This is a genomic window from Kiloniella spongiae, assembly GCF_001026905.1.
In the GTDB taxonomy this organism is placed as follows: domain Bacteria; phylum Pseudomonadota; class Alphaproteobacteria; order Kiloniellales; family Kiloniellaceae; genus Kiloniella; species Kiloniella spongiae.
Genome location: NZ_LAQL01000007.1, coordinates 1 through 17,486 on the forward strand (window position 1 = coordinate 1; position 17,486 = coordinate 17,486).

Sequence of the window (17,486 nt, forward strand, 5' to 3'; positions counted from 1 at the left end):
ATGACCATTATTAACACTGATACGATCTAAATCGCTTGGGGTAGAAAATACTAAGTTAAAGAAGTTACTTGCAGAACAAATGCTTGATGTCGCGACCTTGAAGGAAATGCTGGGAAAAAATTTCTATGGCCTAGTTCTAGAAGAAAAGCTGCGAGTTGGCCAATGAAAGTGAAAGATTATTCTTAATGCAAAGTGTGTGACCTGGAGGGCATTGCTCCACGTGTTTATCGCGATTAACCTTGGCGATCGGCTGACACTCATCTGCGCAAGTGGTTGGTAGAACTCTCATCCGAACGCAGACGCTTTGGGTATCGTCGCCTCCATTTTCTTCTGAAACGTGAAGGTTGTGAGTTGAATTGGACGAAACTTTACCGTTTATACAAGGAGGGGAAGTTGACCGTATGCAAGTGTGGCGGCAGGAAGATAGAAAAAGTAGAGTGGCATTATATTGCACCAGACATGCCCATGCAAAACGGATTTGTCGAGAGTTTTAACGGTCGCCTACTCACAAACTATCGTCATGCAAGAGAATTGATCGGGGAGTGGGAAATCGATTACAATATAAAAAGGCCCTACACTAGCTTGATGGGTCTAACACCAAATGAATATGCAATCAGACCAAAAATAGATTAAATGATGAACACTGCTAACTTATTAACGAGTAGAACCTGGGGAGCAGGTCAGTGCACGTCACTCATCACTCTTCGGGTCAACACTGATCTCTTTTGTTTCTTATAAAGAATCACAAATTAGCACTCTGGAAAAGCCTAAATGTCAACAAACTCTAATGTCTTCTAGCTCTATTTCAAATTTACCAAGAGTGCAAGCAAGTTATAATTTGGATACCTACACTATCTTATTTACGCAATTTCTTGGGTAGCTCTGAATTGCTCGGGAGTTAAGTTAAATTTCTTATGGAATGCTCGGTAAAAACTGGGAGGGTGTTCATAACCTGTCAAATAGGCAATTTCATTGATGGTTAATTCTGTACCCAATAAATATTGTCGTGCTAATGTCATTCGTGATTCATAGAGAACCTTTCTGAATGAAGTTCCGTTTTTTGATAAACGTCGTTGAAAAGTATGAATTGAAAGTCCAAAATGTTCCGCGGTTTCTTCTATATTTGAAAAAGCAATGTTTGCAGTTTGAAGAAGATATAATCGGACATCATCAACCAAATGATTGGCTTCATGCATAAATGGTAAAGTTGCAATACTATGCTCAAAGCACAGTTTTGAAACAGAGCTACTGGCAGATGAAAAAGGGTGTGCGTTGAATTCAATCGGGAAAGAGAATGATGTGCGCAGTTGATTAAATAAAATTTTTCCAGGGAAAATATTTTCATAAAATTCAGTATGATCAGGCTTCGCATAAGATAAGCGAATTTCAACGTCTTGACAATTTTGAATTTGAGGAAGTCTTTGGCATGTCCATTTCCAAGTACTGGTTAGCCATTCTTCTGATAATCCTTTTGATTGAAACTCATTGAGTTTCAGTGACTGCAAGATGATCTCAACTCTGTCATTGAGTATTTTCCTTTCTGTTTTGATGGGGTGAAAGAGAAGAGCAGAAGAAAGCTCCCAGGATCTTTGTAAATTAGTCGTGCTAACAAGTGCATACCCTAATAACCCTAAATCAAAAATATTGTAGCTGTGTCCAAGATGTAGAAAAAAGCCACGGTTCCAGCAAGATGGGGCAACAAGTAATAAAGTTTTATAATATGTATCAATATTAACCTTTTGCTTTTCTTTGACGATGGCGTTTTTGTTGTAGCCCATAGGTGCCAGTATTTTATCAATAGAAATATCTGGACAGCTTTTGTCCCACTGGCTGAAGAATCGCATAAAAAACTGATACGCCATTGTCTGATTTTCAACAAATTGGGTTTTCATCGTTATTCCTTATAAAATCTTGACGAGTATATTATACACAAATTGTCGTATAATGCTAGCAATATGCTGTGTAATGCTATTGTTCGTGTGGTTTTTCATAACTATGGTGTTTGAAGAAATAATGTAGCGTGAACGAACCCTCGGAATAGCATCTGTTCTTTTTTTGGTGTTTGCTCGTGATTACGTTTAACAAAAACATATGGGGTTTGCTAAATGTCTGAGGAAGTAAAGTTGTTTGCTAAATGGGCTAAGAAATTATCTTGTGTTGTAATTGGTGCAAGTGTGTTTGCCTCGGCACTAACGATAGGTGCTGATACATTTGCGGCAGACGAAAAAATCTATCGCTGGAAAATGCAACGTTATACTGGAACAGAAAGTCAAAAAATTTTCAGGAATTTTGCCAAAGACGTGAAAGAGGCGAGCAATGGTCGTTTGAGAATTACGACATTTGGCGGCGGTGAATTGGTTCCTAATGATCAGTTATTGAAAGCAACGGGTTCTGGCGTTCTCCAAATGTCATATGGGTATGGTGCTTATTGGAGTGGGAGTGTCGATCTTGCTCGTATCGAATCTGGCCTTCCACTTGCTTGGACAACGCTGGATGAAGCAAAAGACCTTTGGTTCAATAAAGGCATGAACAACCTTCTTGTCGAAGCTTATGGCGAGCATGGCGTGCGCTACATGTCTCCATCTTTTGGTGGTGATTATGATCTATTGTCAAAAGAGCCAATTGAATCACTTGATCATATGAAGAAAATTAAAATTCGGGCCACATCAAACGTAGCGGTAATTCTTGAAAAATTTGATGTACCGACAGTGTATTTGCCGCCTGAAGAGTTCTATACATCAATGAGTACAAACTCTATTAGTGGTATTATTTATGGTAGTGCTTATGACTATGAGCAGCTTAAGCTGCAAGAAACAGCCAAGCATTATACAAAGCTTTCCCTTTTGACACCTGGATTTGTCGACAACATTCTGGTCAATCAGGAAGCTTGGGATGAATTACCAAAAGATCTACAGGAAATTTTGGACACCAGCGTTAAGAAATTGGCGGAAGATCACCATAATTGGCTGATTGACGGAGCTAAAAAAACACTGAGTGATAATGTTTTTGAAGTTCATACTTTGCAAACAAGTGATGTTACCAAGCTTACTGATGCTGCCCAGGACCTATGGAATGAAGAAGCAAAGCGTTCTGTACGTAATGAAGCTGCAATCAATATGATCAAAGATTTAGCAGGTTCTAACGGACGCCTAAAATGACTTGGATGAAAATCCTTCTGCAACGACAATTGGAATTAGGCGATCGATTTGGTCGCCTAATTTCCTGGGTCAATTTATTGATTATTGCCGTTCTTCTGTATGAGGTCTGCATGCGCTATTTGTTCAGCGCTCCGACAAATTGGGCTCATGAAATGTCAACAATGTTGTTTGGCGGGTATTGCCTAGCTGCAGGGGTTTATACGCAAGCATATGATAAACATGTAAAAATTGACGTGATTTATCATCTGTTTGGCGAAAGAAGCCGTGCCTTTTTAGATGTTATCTCAGGCCTGTTTATCCTTGCCGGTTTTGCCTTTTTATTTATGATTTCGTATCAGTATGCGCTGGACTCCTGGATACTTTCTGAAGTGTCATCAAAAAGTTCTTGGCGTCCTATACTGTTTCCTATCAAAGCTGTTATTCCTTTAACAGTTTTTCTATTGATACTTAACCAGCTTATTTACTTTCTGCGTGACGTTATGATCGCTCTCAGAATGATTGATCGTGAAGGGGAGATTCTTCATGATTGATATGGATCCTCTTCTCGTTACCGCTATCATGTTTGGCTCAATGCTGTTTCTCATGATTATTGGTACTCCGCTTGCTTGGGCGTTACTCATAGTTGGTACCGGTTCAGCCATTAATCTTTGGGGCTGGGACTCTTTGGATATGGTGGTGATTAGCACCTTCGGGGTGATGAATACCTTTATCCTGGTTGCTTTACCCATGTTCATTTTTATGGGGCTTGTTTTACAGCGTTCTGGAATTACCGATGATTTATTCGGTATGGTTTATAAGGTGATGGGGGGTGTCAAAGGGGGGCTTGGCGCCGGTACAATTCTTATTTGTGCTGTAATTGCTGCGATGGCAGGTGTAACTGCAGCTGCAACGGTCAGTCTTGGCCTTATTGCATTACCTGCAATGTTAAAACGGGGATATGATAAGAGACTTGTTACGGGTGCTATCATGGCTGGTGGAGCGTTAGGATTTCTGATCCCACCAAGTATTACGATGATCCTCTACGCTTTTTTAACACGAGAATCAATTGGTAAGCTCTTTGCCGCCGGTGTAATGCCAGGTCTTATGCTGGCTGCAATATATATCATATATATTCTTGTCGTTTGCCGGGTTAAGCCATCTCTCGGTCCTGCAATCGCGGAAGAAGAGCGTGTGGATTGGCGTGGCAAGATTGCCTCTCTTCGTTCTTTAATTCTGCCGGGCATTATTATTACGACTGTTCTTGTTTTCACAATGAAGGGTGTTACGTCCCCAACAGAAGCCTCTGTAATTGGAGCGGTGGGGGCGGTTCTTAGTGCTGCGGTTAATCGGACACTTAGTTTGCAAGTGTTGAGAGGGGCGTTGCAGGAAACAGCGCGTATCATGGGGATGTTGATGTGGATCATGATCGGTGCTGTTATCTTTAGCAAAATCTATATTGGCTTGGGAGCAGGCCAAATTATTGCTGAAAGCATTATTGATGGTGATTTAAGTCCGAATCTTGTGCTTCTGATGATTATTTTGACCTATTTCCTGCTTGGAATGTTTCTGGATGATTCAGCCATCTTGTTCATTACAGTTCCATTATTTGTTCCGATTATCAATGAACTTGGCTATGACCCTGTCTGGTTTGGGATTGTCTTTATTCTGGCAATGCAAACGGCTTATCTGACCCCACCCTTTGGTTATAATCTGTTCTATATGAGATCAGTGGCTCCACCTGAAATTAGAACGGTTGATATCTATCATTCAGTTACACCATTTATCCTTTTGCAGATGGTTGGACTGGCTCTGGTTGTGTTCTTTCCTCAGATCGCATTATGGCTACCTCAAGTGCTGTTTAACTAGAATGGAGGAGGTGATCTCCTCCTTCAGCAACAAACGACAAAATAAGTGGCCTTAAATAGTACTCTCGCCAGACCTTACAAAGGAGAAGTAGATGAAGAGTATGCAAGACTTTGAGTCTTCAAACTGCACATTGACAGCAGGAAAAGCAGACCTTTTTTTAAAAAACGGACGCATTTACACCGTAAATTCAATGCAACCATGGGCTGATTGTGTTGCTATTCGAAATGGGCGATTTATCGGCGTCGGCAGTTTTGAAAAACTCTGTGAACTGATTACTTCAAACACGCATATTATCGACCTTCATGGTCAATTTGTTATGCCTGGAATTTATGACATGCATACACATCCAGATTTGGCATTGGCACCATCTTATGCTGGATATCTGGATATAGGTTGCGAAGATCCTTCACCGGATAATGTTAAAGATGCGATCCTAAATTATTCGAAGAAAAATACTGAAACCCCTTGGGTCTATGGGCAATCATTTGTCCGCTATACTTTCAAAAAAGAAGGGCTTGTGCCAGATCGATATTGGCTTGATAGTTTTATAAGTGACCGTCCCGTTGCCATTCATGATCGTTCATGGGGGTGCATGTTGGTAAATAGTAAAGCCCTAGAGCTTGCTGGGATTACATCAAAAACGAAAGACCCCGGTAATGGCTACATCGAACGAGACCCGCTAAGCGGAGAGCCCACGGGCATTTTGGTCGATGGTGCCTATTCTCTGATTTATCACGTAATGCCCCCGACACCGGCACCTGCATTAGAACGTGCATATCGTGATGGCTTGAATTATCAGGCAAGTCGCGGTGTCGTCGGGACAAAATATCTTCATGTTTGTGAATATCGATTGAATGCTTTGAAGGCCGTTGATGATGAAGGTCAAATGACGGCTCGCGTCGAAGCGGCGATTAGTTGGCAGGATGATATTTTTCCAGTTAAAAGGCGTTGGGAGCTGCTTGCTGGGGAGCGTCATTATTACAGAAGCAATCGCTTAAATGCGAATGCTGTTAAGTTCCACTTTGATGGGACACATGAGTCACGTTCGTCGTATCTTTCAACATCCTGGCCAGGTGAAAGCAAGTGGCGCGGCGGATTGAACCTTACGCCAGAACATATAACGGATATGGTTGTGGATATGGACCGCAAAGGCATCCGTGTTATCGCGCATTGTACAGGTGATGGTGCCTCAGATATCTTTTTGGATGCGGTTGCAGAAGCGCGCCGTAAAAATGGCAATAACGATGTGCGTCATCAATGTGCCCACTCAACCAATTTACTTGATGAAAACTTGCCTCGATTTGAAAATTTGAATGTGACGGCTGAGTTTTCACCAGTCGGATGGTATCCATCAGCATTTGCAACCGCGCGGCAAAATGTGGGTGAGGAACGTTGGCCTCGGATGTATAATTTTAAAGGCGTACTTGACGCTGGTGGTATTGCTGTAATGGGAACAGATTGGCCTGTTTCACATATCAATCCATGGGTTGGCTTTGAGGCCATGATCACACGACAAAATCCGATAACTGATTCTGTTGAAAATTTTCCAGGGCAACCCGTCAGTTTGGAAGAAGCGATTCAGGTTATGACCTTGAATGGTGCGTGTGCCATGGATTTAGAAGATCAAGCGGGATCAATTGTACTTGGAAAATCAGCAGACTTTATTGTTCTGGAAAACAATCCTTTTGAAATGGACGTCAGAGGCAGTCTCCACAAGATGAATGTCGAGATGACCTTTGTTGAAGGTCAATGTGCGTGGGATGTATTGGGGCGTATGGACGGGACGGACAATGAAGCGGTTTGGAAAGAAAGACCAAATTTCTAGTCACTCAAAAATAGAAATGCGGATAAAGCGAAGTCAAGGATGATGCAGAAAATTAACAAAATTCCTGTTTGTGTTATTTCCGGTTTTTTAGGAGCAGGAAAGACAACTCTATTAAATAATATTCTTAATGGGGAGCACGGTCTTAACATAACTGTGCTTGTAAATGATTTCGGCGCTATTGATATTGATAGTCAGCTTTTGTCTAAGCAGGATGGCAATAGCATCAGTCTGAAGAATGGATGTATTTGCTGTAGTCTTCAAAATGATTTGGTTAATGAATTAACGCAGTTGCTTAACCAACCTGATGGGCCACCAGAGTATATCATTATTGAATGTAGTGGTGTCTCAGACCCTGGCAAAATCATCAATTCATTGCGCTACCCTCAGCTACGTGAATATTTTCAAATTGACACGGTTCTTACTCTGATTGATGCCAAAATGATTAACTCTCTCGAAGGAGAGGTGAAGTACTTGGCAACCGCACAGTTGGATGTGGCTGACATTATCATTTTGAATAAAACAGATATTGTCTCACAAGATGAAATTGAAAAGATATATCACGACTGGCTGTATCCAGCTGCTCGGGTACTTGAGACGACGTATGCAAAAGTTCCAATGGATATTCTCTTCTCACGAGACCATGTTGAAAATGCGTCCATAGAGACAGAAAAAATGTTGGAAACAAAGCATATTCACACGCATTTGTTTCAATCGTGGAACTGGAGCAGCACAGCGCCTGTTTCTATTGAAAAGCTACGTTTGGCAATTACGGATTTGCCCAGAGAAACTTACCGAGCGAAAGGTATTTTCTATTCCGATCAATATCCACGCAAGCGCATTATTCTACAAATGGTCGGCAGCCGGCAGGAATGGTCTGTTGAAGAAAGTAATACTGATAAATGCGTTAGTGAATTGGTGATGATTTCTACAGATGGTGAGATTAACCAATTGCAGGTAGAACGAACTCTGAATAATTGCGTTCTATCTCCTACATTTTAAAAGGAATAATACTGTGAAAGATGCAAAAAGAGATGCATTGTCATGGGTAGAGGAAAACTTGCCTCGTCTTTCAGATTGGAATCAAACAATCTTTGATTACGGCGAAACAGCATGGCGGGAATATAAATCCTGCGCTTGGTATGTCGAACGCTTAAAAGCAGAAGGTTTTGATGTAGAGGAAGGTAGCGGAGGTATGCCGACCGCATTCTGTGCTGTTTGGAGAAATGGTGATGGTCCGACAATTGGAAGTTACGCAGAATATGATGCGGTACCTGGTAATTGTCAGGCTGCGGACACTGTTCAACGTCCTCGTGACAATTTAAGCGAACATGCTGGCGGGCATACAGATCCTCATTCAGCATTGGGTATTAGTGCTCTTGGTGGCCTGCTTGCTGCAAAAGAGACTATGCAACGTCATAACATACAAGGAACTTTGAAGTTTTTTGGCGAGCCTGCTGAAAAAGTACGTGGATCAAAACCGATCCATGCGGCAAAGGGGTATTATGATGATCTGGATGCGGCCATCAGCTTCCATCCTTTTTATATGTTGCCTCTCTCCAATACGACGCGTTGGAATACCCATTGTGGTGCGGCTTATGCGGTTATTTATACCTTTGAATGTAATGACCCGGAAAACTGGCTATTCCAAAGTGGTGAAGCAGCCTCTCCAATCCCTGCATCTCACGCTTCAGCACGTGCACCCGGAGCGAATGACGCCTTGATGCAAATGTATATGACATCAAAGATGCTTAAAGCGTCCATGGTATCGGCAGGTACTGGTTGGTCCATGAATGAGTGCATTCTGACGGCGGGTCAAGCAACTGCAGATAACCTTCCAGCTCAGATCGCACAAATTCAATATATGATGCGGGTGCCGGATCTTGAAATGGCTGAAACGATTATGCGTGTCTTGGATAAAAACGCAGAGTCCGCAGTCAATAATTCTCATTGCAGTTTCAAAAAAGATTGGGTTTGTAAATCTCGCCCCGGGCTGCCTAACCATGTCATGGCACAATTGACGTATGACAATTTGGAACGTGTTGGCGCGCCAATCTTTAACAAAGGTGAAGCCGTTACAAAGGCACAGGAAATTCAACGCAATCTTGGCATTGAAGTGATGGAACAGCCTTTTCTGTCTGAATGCGAGAAACTGATTTCCCCTCAAGATGCTGAACATGAGTTACGCAAACAGCTTCCCGAATGGCAGAAACATTTTACTTCGGATGACTATACGGAATTCTGTTGGCATGCACCGACCGTGCGCTTGTATGTTGCTCGTCCTATGTTACGAGCACCTGATAATGGTTTCAAATATCCTGCATGGGTAATGAATGCATTGGGGGGAATTCGTGAAACCATTGATCCAATGATTGAATGCGCGAGCAAGACGATTGGCGCAACTATTGTTGACCTGTTTTGCCGACCTGAAATGTTGGAAAAAGCACAAAAGGAATTCAATGAGCGCACGGGTGGTATCGGTGGTGAAAACTGGATACCTCCTCAATGTGACTATGACTCTCCCCATCATTTTCGCTGGCCTGAATATGTGGAGACAGACCGGGGGTATGAATGGTGGATACCAACGTTAGAAAAAGCAAGCTTGCGAAACTAAGGTAAAAATAAAATGGCTAAAATTGAAAAAGAACGTTTGGAAAAATACCGCAAGCTTTCTGAGAAAGGCTTGTGGGATATTAATGATGACGGTTTTCGAGATTTTTATGCTCGTGCAATAGGCGAAGGTGTAGAGCTTGTTAGCAACAATTTCAATATATTAGGAATGTTCCGGGCTCCACATAGAAAAAACCTCATAGACGTGGATATGGCGTTTGTTGGAATTCCCTTGGATCTTGGTGTGCCCAATCCTCGTCCCGGTACCCGAAAAGGCCCCGAAGCCGTTCGCTACTGGTCACTTGATCGAAACCTTGTTCATTATGCAACTAAAGTATGCCCATTTGATCTGTGTTCAGTGATTGACTGGGGAGACATAGAGTTTACGCAAGATGCCTATAATTTGGAGGCCTGCCTCAATGAAATCTATTGCGTATATAGAGAATTCAAGGAAAAAGATATTGTCCCCCTGACAATAGGGGGAGAGCACACATGCACATATCCTGTTCTCAAAGCTTTATCAAAAGACGGTGAGGAACCATTAGGTCTTATTCATCTCGATGCTCATGGAGACACCAGCTGCAATTTCGGGGGAACGCGTATTAGCGACGCAACATTGTTTCAAGTTGCAACTGTTGATGGCTTGATTGATCCGGAACGAACCATTCAAATCGGGTTAAGGGGACGTGGCGTACCACGCTGTGATTTCTCACATGATAGTGGTATGCGTGTCGTTCTTGCCGATGAATTGCAGGAAAAAGGTGTTTCGTATGTGTTGGAAGAAATTCGCAGGGTCGTCGGTGATAAACCTTGTTATCTTTCAGTTGATACGGATGTTTTAGATTGCTCTGTCATGCCGGGAACAACACTACCAGAACCTTTTGGTCTAACTGGTCGTGAAGTTCGTGATGTGATTAGAGGCACGCGAGGACTTGACGTGGTTGGGGCTGATTTAATGGAGCTAAGCCCGACCTATGATCCAACGGGTATGTCGGCATGTTTAGCCTCTGGTCTCGCGTTTGAATTGTTCTGCTTGCTTGCTGAAGCGCGAAGTAAAAGCAAGTCAAAAAATGAACTGACGCGTTGGAAAATTGCCTAATTCACATTGCTTTACAACGTTCTTTTCAAGAACGAATTAAATTTTTAAAAGGAAAACCCTAATGGCAACTAATTCAAACCTTTTGAAGCGCCGCGTTGACGCCATTTCTCGTGGCGTAGGTTTTTTGACAGATTTTTTTGCAGAATATGCGGAAAATTCAGAGATTTGGGATGTCGAGGGGCGTCGTTTTATCGACTTTGGTTCTGGGATTGGCGTGTGTAATACGGGGCACCGCCACCCTAAAGTCATGGCAGCCATTGAAAAACAATTGTCAGCCTTTACTCATACCTGCCATCAGGTCACACCTTATGAGAACTATATTGAGCTGGCAGAAAAACTGAATGCAGCAATGCCGGGTTCTTCGAAAAAGAAAACGGCTTTTGTGTCAACAGGTGCAGAAGCCGTTGAAAACGCAATTAAAATTGCACGCGCCCATACCGGGCGCCCTGCGGTGATTTCCTGTGCAGGTGGGTTTCACGGTCGCACCTTCATGGGCATGAGCCTTACTGGCAAAGTCGTTCCTTACAAAGTGGATTTCGGTTCGATGATGAATGATGTTTTCCATTTTCCGTTCCCCAATGACGTTCATGGCATTTCCATTGACGAGTCAATTGCGGGTTTGGAACGTTTGTTTAAAGCTGACGTCAGTGCCAACCGTGTGGCTGCGATTATTTTTGAACCAACCCAAGGTGAGGGTGGTTTCTACGTGGCGCCGAAAGAATGGGTTAAGCGCATTCGCGCCATCTGTGATGAGCATGGCATTGTGATGATTGCTGATGAAGTTCAATCCGGTTTCGGTCGTACAGGTAAATTCTTTGCCATGGAACATTACGGCGTCGAAGTCGACCTGATGACATCGGCAAAAGGTCTTGGCGGTGGTATGCCGATCTCAGCTGTGATCGGTAAAGCGGATATTATGGATGCGCCGAACCCGGGTGGTCTTGGTGGCACTTACGCAGGGAATGCGGTTGCTGTGGCTGCAGCCAATGCGGTGTGTGACATCATGTCTGAAGAGGCGTTCCACACGCGCACAACTGAATTGGGTGTGAAACTTAAAGACATGCTCAATGGTTTGAAATCTGATGTACCTCAAATTGCTGATGTACGCGGTCAAGGTCTTATGGTTGCCGTTGAGTTTATCGATGGCAAAACACCACGTGCAGATATGGTTGCCTCTGTCGTGAGTTATGCCAAAGAAAACGGCTTAATTTTGTTGTCTTGCGGTATTTACGGAAACTGTGTGCGTTTCTTGCCGCCGTTAACCATTCAGGATGATATTTTTGATGAAGCACTCGGCATTATTTCCAATGGCATCAAACAAGCTTCAAATACTGTGCAAGCAGCAGAATAAGAGAGAGTGTGTGATGCTTAAACTTACAAATGAAAACCTGCTGAAAAGCCAATGCTACATTGATGGTGAATGGATTGATGCTGACAATGCAGAAACCATGGATGTGCTTAACCCGGCCACAGGTGAGGTTATCACCAGTGTACCCAAAATGGGCCAAGCTGAAACAGAACGCGCCATCACTGCGGCAAACGCTGTGCAAAAAAACTGGGCGAAACGTCCGGCCAAGGAACGTGCAAATATTCTGCGCAACTGGTTCAACCTGATTATGGCGAATCAGGAAGATCTTGCGCAAATCATCACCGCTGAAATGGGAAAGCCTTTGGCGGAATCCCGGGGCGAGGTCGCTTATGGTGCGAGTTATATTGAATGGTATGCTGAAGAAGCAAAACGCGTGTATGGCGATACCATCCCCGCACCGGGTGATGATAAACGCATCATCGTGATGAAACAGCCCATCGGGGTTATTGCGTCGATCACGCCATGGAATTTCCCCAATGCGATGATTACACGTAAAATTGCTCCTGCCTTGGCGGTCGGCTGTGCCACGGTAATGAAACCTGCCGAACAAACGCCTTTGTCTGCCCTTGCTTTATGTGTCCTGGCTGAAGAAGCCGGCCTCCCCAAAGGCTTGGTCAACTGTGTCGTGGGTGACCCGGTGGCGATTGGTGGTGAGATGACATCAAACGATATTATCCGCAAACTGACCTTTACAGGCTCCACCGAAGTCGGACGCCTGTTGATGCGTCAATCGGCACAGCATATCAAGAAACTCGGTTTGGAATTGGGCGGAAACGCACCGTTTATCGTCTTTGATGATGCCGATATTGATGCTGCGGTTGAAGGTGCAATGATTTCAAAATATCGAAATTCCGGCCAAACCTGTGTCTGTGCCAATCGCATCTATGTTCAAGAAGGCGTTTATGACCAATTTGCTGAAAAACTCGCTGCCAAAGTCGCCGATCTTAAAATCGGTAACGGTGCTGAAGACGATGTTGTTCAAGGTCCGCTGATCGATGACAAGGCGGTTGCTAAGGTTGAAGCTCACCTCACAGATGCGGTTTCCAAAGGTGCTGAAATTGTTTGTGGCGGACAACGTCATGAATTGGGGCGTACGTTCTTTGAACCAACCATCGTTAAGAACGTCACCAAAGAAATGAAAGTGGCACGAGAAGAAACTTTTGGCCCCATCGCGCCTCTGTTCCGATTTAAAGATGATGCCGATGTGATCGCTCAAGCCAATGATACTGAATACGGTTTGGCTTCTTATTTTTATGCCAAAGACATGAGCCGTGTCTTCCGTGTGGCAGAAGAGTTGGAATACGGAATGGTTGGCGTGAATACAGGTATTCTGTCCAATGAGGTCGCGCCCTTTGGTGGTATCAAGCAATCGGGACTGGGCCGCGAAGGCTCTAAGTTCGGTCTCGATGACTACCTTGAGATCAAATACGTTTTGCTCTCTGAGATTTAAGTTTTTCCTTGGCCTGCTTTCTTTCTGTTGGGGGAGAAAGAGCGGCTCACAATATGAGATAAAAAGTGCTTGAGCGTTTTTCGGTGGTGAAGGAGGTTGCTATAAAAGCATTGAGTTTTTTCAATGTCTCTGTTGGCTTGCCTAAGTTGTGTACCGATATTATCTTTCCAATGCATGCTGCTCGGACAGCAACGAGTAGCCGGCAATATGCGCAATTGAAACTAGTTACTAATTTGAGTCTTCAAAAAGTCTGTCTAAAGTGTTGCGTGCCCCCGCAACCAACGAAATCAAAACACCCCTTACCAGAAATGGTAAGGGGTGTTTTGCGTCCGGGATAAAATATATGAAAAGGATCGAAAAGAGTGGTACTTGGAAATTGAGGGTTATTTAGTTTGGTTCCTTGAGAAAACAATGGGAAATTTGGAACGGTTTACTGATAAAGTAAAATCAACTAGAAATAATTAAACTGAGTTACTAAATATCCTTAAGTTTTTGAAATTGGGCAATGAACAAGAATTTTGCAAAAAATCTAAAATACTTATGCGCAGAGAAGGGACCTGTCGCCCAGGTTTGCCGGGAAATTGGTATTGTGCAACAGCAGTTCAGTAAATATCTACGCGGCCCGACAATGCCCTCAGCGCACACATTGCACAAAATTTGTGTGTATTTTGGCGTGACAGAAACGGAAATACTCGCACCTCATGATGATTTCCTGCGGGAGAATAAGGTGTTAAAGAGCAGAGGCGGAGAATTATCCAACCACCCCTTGTTTCGCGCTTTTCCAGGTGAGTTAGCCAAGCTCCGCCCGCTGTTGGGAATACATCATATTTTCTTTAAGCCACCTGCCTGGCCGAAATCGATTGTTGTTGGTGCCACGTTCCTACACGAAGAAAATGGCCAGATCCAGTCACGTACCATAGAGGGCGGGATCGCACCTGATGGTAGTAATATGGAAAGTACGCGGTTTGAGGGGTTACTTTGTTATCAGGGGGGGCGAATATTTGTGTGTGAGCGAGAGCGGCATAACGAAGGTGGTGTTATCGAAACCATACTGCTTCCGGCACACAGGCAGAATAAGAGATATCATATGGGGGTTTTCCTTGGGATGACATGGCAACCGCGCCGCTTTCCCTTTGCTGCTAATATTGTCTGGCGGAAAGCATCGTCTATTTCGACGGCCAGAGAAGTGCTCTCTGAATGTGGTGTTTATCCTGAAAATAGTCCCAAAATTGATGCTATTGTACGCAAACATTTGGATCAGGGAATGTAATTTCTGATCTACGAATGTACTTAAATAGGGGGAGAGCCGTTCTTATTAAAGCTATTTCCCTCTTAGTAATTTAGTCCAATTTAAAAAACCGTCTTTGATTGATAACTGCCAATAAACCTCATCATTACTCACATCGTCTGGACCTCTTCCTTGAGAGGCCCAGCTTGAAGTAACGTTTAATCTCGCTGTTGTCTTTAAGACATCAAGTACGCAGGCGTTCGTTTGCCGGATCCCAAAGTGGTTCGTCTTTCTGAATCACGGCAGGATATTTCTTACCGTAAATTTCGACTTCAAGTTCGGTGCCTGGTGCCGCGAAGTTGGAGCGCACGATGCCCAGTGCAATTGATGCGTTTACACGATACCCCCAACCACCTGAGGTGGTTTCTCCAATGATTTCGCCATCTTTCCAAATACAGGACATGTAGGGTGCATCTGCCTCACCTGCGTCGATAATCAAAGTGACAAAGGATTTTTTAACTCCTTGCTGCTTTTCGTTTTGGATTGCTGCTTTGCCTGGGAAATTCTGTGATTTGTCGAGTTTGACAAAACGTTCTAGCCCACCTTCAAGTAAGGAGTAGTCAGTTGACAGATCTCCTTTCCATGCACGATAGCCTTTTTCCAAACGCATGGAATTCAGCGCATACATGCCAAAAGGCTTCGCTCCACCATCCAGAATGGCCTCGTATATTTCAGGCATATCTTCGTTCAGGGCGTGGATTTCCCAGCCCAGTTCACCAGCGAAGGAAACGCGGATTAAGTGTACTGGTTTGCCTGTGATAGCCGCAAACTGATGAGTTAACCACCCCAGAGAAAGATCAGCATCGCTCAGATTTGACAGGATCTGGCGTGAGTTTGGACCTGTTACGATGAGGGTATCGCGTGTGGTGGTCACGTCTTCAACGGTGACGCTTGCTGGCATTGCCTGGATGAGAATATCACGATCATGCCACTGTGCTGTCGCGGCGGTGATCATAATGAATTCATTCTCATCCAGACGGATGCATGACATTTCAGTCAGTATCCGGCCTTGAGTATTCGGGATATAGACCAAGTTGATCCTGCCGATTTTTGGGAGGCCACCGGCTATTAGGCCTCGTAGGGCCTCAGCTGCTCCTTCGCCCCTAACCTCGAACCTGGAGAAACCAGGTAAATCCAATACACCGCAGTTATCACGCACGTTTTCTACTTCTTCCCTGATGCGTTGCTGCCAGGGTCCTGAACGGTTCCAGGTATGGGTACTCTCTTCAGAGGTATCGTCACCCGGTTTGGCAAACCAGTTGGCTCGTTCCCAACCGTTATAAGCACCCATCTGTCCGCCTAGTTCCTTAACTCTACTGTGTACGGGGGAGAGTTTCTTATCACGTGCTGCGGGCCATTCGTGGTGGGGGAAGTGCATGGCATATTCATTGCCATAGACCTCAAGCCCTTTCTTGTTGCAATAATCCTGATCGGTGTAGTCGGTGTAACGACGCGGATCGACAGCCCACATGTCCCATTCTGTTGCACCGTCGATAATCCATTCGGCCATAACTTTGCCTGCGCCGCCGCCCTGAGCAATGCCGAAAGTAAAGACACAGGCTTCGAAGGCATTTTCGACACCAGGCATAGGGCCTATCAGGGGCAATCCGTCTGGGGCATAGGGGATCGGGCCGTTAATGACACTTTGGATGCCTGAGGATGCCATGAGGGGAACGCGTTCCATAGCATCAGTTACGATGTCTTCAATGCGGTCCAAATCATCGGACCACAGTTGGAAAGAAAAGTCATCGGGCATCGGGTCGTCTTTGGTTGTCCAGTGTGCTTTGCAGTTCGGTTCGTATGGACCTAAGTTATAGCCGTTCTTTTCCTGCCTCAGGTAATAAGATACATCTACATCACGGATCAGTGGTAATTTGCCTCCATGCTCGTTTGACCATGCTTCAATTTCGGGAATTTGTTCTGTCAGTAAATACTGATGGGACATGACCATCATCGGAACGGTACGTCCCCCGTACGGTTTGAACCACTCACCAACTCGTTGTGCGTAATAACCAGCAGCATTGACCACGTAATCGCACTCTATATCGCCTTTTTCGGTGTGAACGATCCAGGTTTTGTCTTCCTTTTGGGTTACATCAGTAGCAGGACAGAAGCGAATGATTTTCTGCCCCATATCGCGTGCGCCCTTTGCCAGAGCCTGAGTGACCTGCGCCGGGTCAATATCGCCATCAGAGGGATCCCAAAGAACCCCTTCGAGGCCGTGGGTTTCCAAGAAAGGATAGCGTTCCTTGGCTTGTTCTGGAGTCCATATCTCCATTTCGATCCCCTGGTAGTGACCCATGGACATCGCGCGTTGGAATTCTTCCATTCGCTCCTTACTGTGTGCCAGACGGATCGAACCAGTCTGATGGTAGTTCATAGGGTAGTCGACTTCTTCGCCAAGACAGGAATACAGCTCAGTCGAATAGCGTTGCATGTTCATGATCGCCCAAGATGTGGAGAAAGTTGGTACATTGCCCGCTGCGTGCCATGTTGACCCTGCAGTTAGTTCATTTTTTTCGAGCAGAACACAATCGTTCCAGCCTTTCTTGCCCAGATGATAGAGAGTAGAGGCGCCTATGATGCCACCGCCAATAATGACCACTTGAGCTTTGGTTGGAAAATTAGACATGTTTTCTCCGTAAATCAGTTCTGTTGCCGCACACAGTTCGCGGTGCAAGTTCTTCTGTTCAATATGTTTTCAAAATGAACGTTTAAAATGGTTTTTCAAGAAAGCTAACTACAGCAAAATTAAGCTAATTAGATCTAATTAGCTTAAAAAAGCTTAAGTTAATCAAATGTAATCGTGCTGATATATGTGGATTAGGTGGGATTTAATATCCTG

The 17,486-nt window shown here is 44.3% G+C and carries 12 protein-coding genes and 1 pseudogene; 11 read left to right on the forward strand and 2 right to left on the reverse strand.

Annotation, left to right across the window (positions count from 1 at the left end):
* Nucleotides 1-22: 22 nt before the first annotated feature.
* Nucleotides 23-633, forward strand: a pseudogene (locus tag WH96_RS22540) (integrase core domain-containing protein); the annotation flags it as partial.
* Between the two features lie 227 nt (nucleotides 634-860).
* Here the strand turns inward: WH96_RS22540 and WH96_RS11325 are convergent.
* Nucleotides 861-1,892 carry a helix-turn-helix domain-containing protein gene (locus WH96_RS11325; protein WP_053005860.1) on the reverse strand — a complete coding sequence of 344 codons (1,032 nt, stop codon included), beginning with the start codon at nucleotides 1,890-1,892 and terminating at the stop codon, nucleotides 861-863.
* A 213-nt stretch (nucleotides 1,893-2,105) separates the two neighbouring features.
* Between WH96_RS11325 and dctP the strand changes: the two genes are divergently transcribed.
* The 10 genes from dctP to WH96_RS11375 all read left to right on the forward strand — a co-directional run bounded on the left by dctP (nucleotide 2,106) and on the right by WH96_RS11375 (nucleotide 14,623).
* Complete coding sequence (dctP, locus tag WH96_RS11330; RefSeq protein WP_053005861.1) at nucleotides 2,106-3,158, forward strand: TRAP transporter substrate-binding protein DctP; 1,053 nt, start codon at nucleotides 2,106-2,108, stop codon at nucleotides 3,156-3,158.
* Nucleotides 3,155-3,688 (forward strand): TRAP transporter small permease subunit, encoded by a 534-nt coding sequence (locus WH96_RS11335; protein ID WP_047764310.1) that lies wholly within the window; start codon nucleotides 3,155-3,157, stop codon nucleotides 3,686-3,688. The genes dctP and WH96_RS11335 overlap by 4 nt, the downstream gene beginning before the upstream one ends.
* Nucleotides 3,681-5,003 (forward strand): TRAP transporter large permease, encoded by a 1,323-nt coding sequence (locus WH96_RS11340; RefSeq protein ID WP_047764311.1) that lies wholly within the window; start codon nucleotides 3,681-3,683, stop codon nucleotides 5,001-5,003. The genes WH96_RS11335 and WH96_RS11340 overlap by 8 nt, the downstream gene beginning before the upstream one ends.
* Before the next feature lie 91 nt (nucleotides 5,004-5,094).
* Complete coding sequence (locus WH96_RS11345) at nucleotides 5,095-6,828, forward strand: amidohydrolase (RefSeq protein ID WP_047764312.1); 1,734 nt, start codon at nucleotides 5,095-5,097, stop codon at nucleotides 6,826-6,828.
* Between the two features lie 39 nt (nucleotides 6,829-6,867).
* The gene (locus WH96_RS11350; protein ID WP_053005862.1) at nucleotides 6,868-7,827 is read left to right on the forward strand and encodes a CobW family GTP-binding protein; all 960 of its coding nucleotides are present in this window, start codon (nucleotides 6,868-6,870) and stop codon (nucleotides 7,825-7,827) included.
* Between the two features lie 13 nt (nucleotides 7,828-7,840).
* Entirely contained in the window at nucleotides 7,841-9,439 is a 1,599-nt protein-coding gene (locus WH96_RS11355; RefSeq protein ID WP_047764313.1) for a zinc-binding metallopeptidase family protein, read from the forward strand.
* A 12-nt stretch (nucleotides 9,440-9,451) separates the two neighbouring features.
* Nucleotides 9,452-10,534: an arginase family protein gene (locus tag WH96_RS11360; protein WP_053005863.1), complete on the forward strand. Its 1,083-nt coding sequence runs from the start codon at nucleotides 9,452-9,454 to the stop codon at nucleotides 10,532-10,534.
* A gap of 61 nt (nucleotides 10,535-10,595) precedes the next feature.
* A complete protein-coding gene (gene gabT / locus WH96_RS11365; RefSeq protein WP_047764314.1) occupies nucleotides 10,596-11,885 on the forward strand; it encodes a 4-aminobutyrate--2-oxoglutarate transaminase in 1,290 nt (429 codons plus the stop codon).
* 13 nt (nucleotides 11,886-11,898) lie between these two features.
* Nucleotides 11,899-13,353: an NAD-dependent succinate-semialdehyde dehydrogenase gene (locus WH96_RS11370; protein WP_047764315.1), complete on the forward strand. Its 1,455-nt coding sequence runs from the start codon at nucleotides 11,899-11,901 to the stop codon at nucleotides 13,351-13,353.
* 505 nt (nucleotides 13,354-13,858) lie between these two features.
* Nucleotides 13,859-14,623, forward strand: a complete 765-nt coding sequence (locus WH96_RS11375) for a helix-turn-helix domain-containing protein (protein ID WP_047764316.1) — start codon at nucleotides 13,859-13,861, stop codon at nucleotides 14,621-14,623.
* 202 nt (nucleotides 14,624-14,825) lie between these two features.
* Here WH96_RS11375 and WH96_RS11380 read toward each other — a convergent pair whose 3' ends face one another.
* Nucleotides 14,826-17,273, reverse strand: coding sequence for a GcvT family protein (locus WH96_RS11380; RefSeq protein ID WP_047764536.1), 2,448 nt, complete (start codon nucleotides 17,271-17,273; stop codon nucleotides 14,826-14,828).
* Between the last annotated feature and the right edge of the window lie 213 nt (nucleotides 17,274-17,486).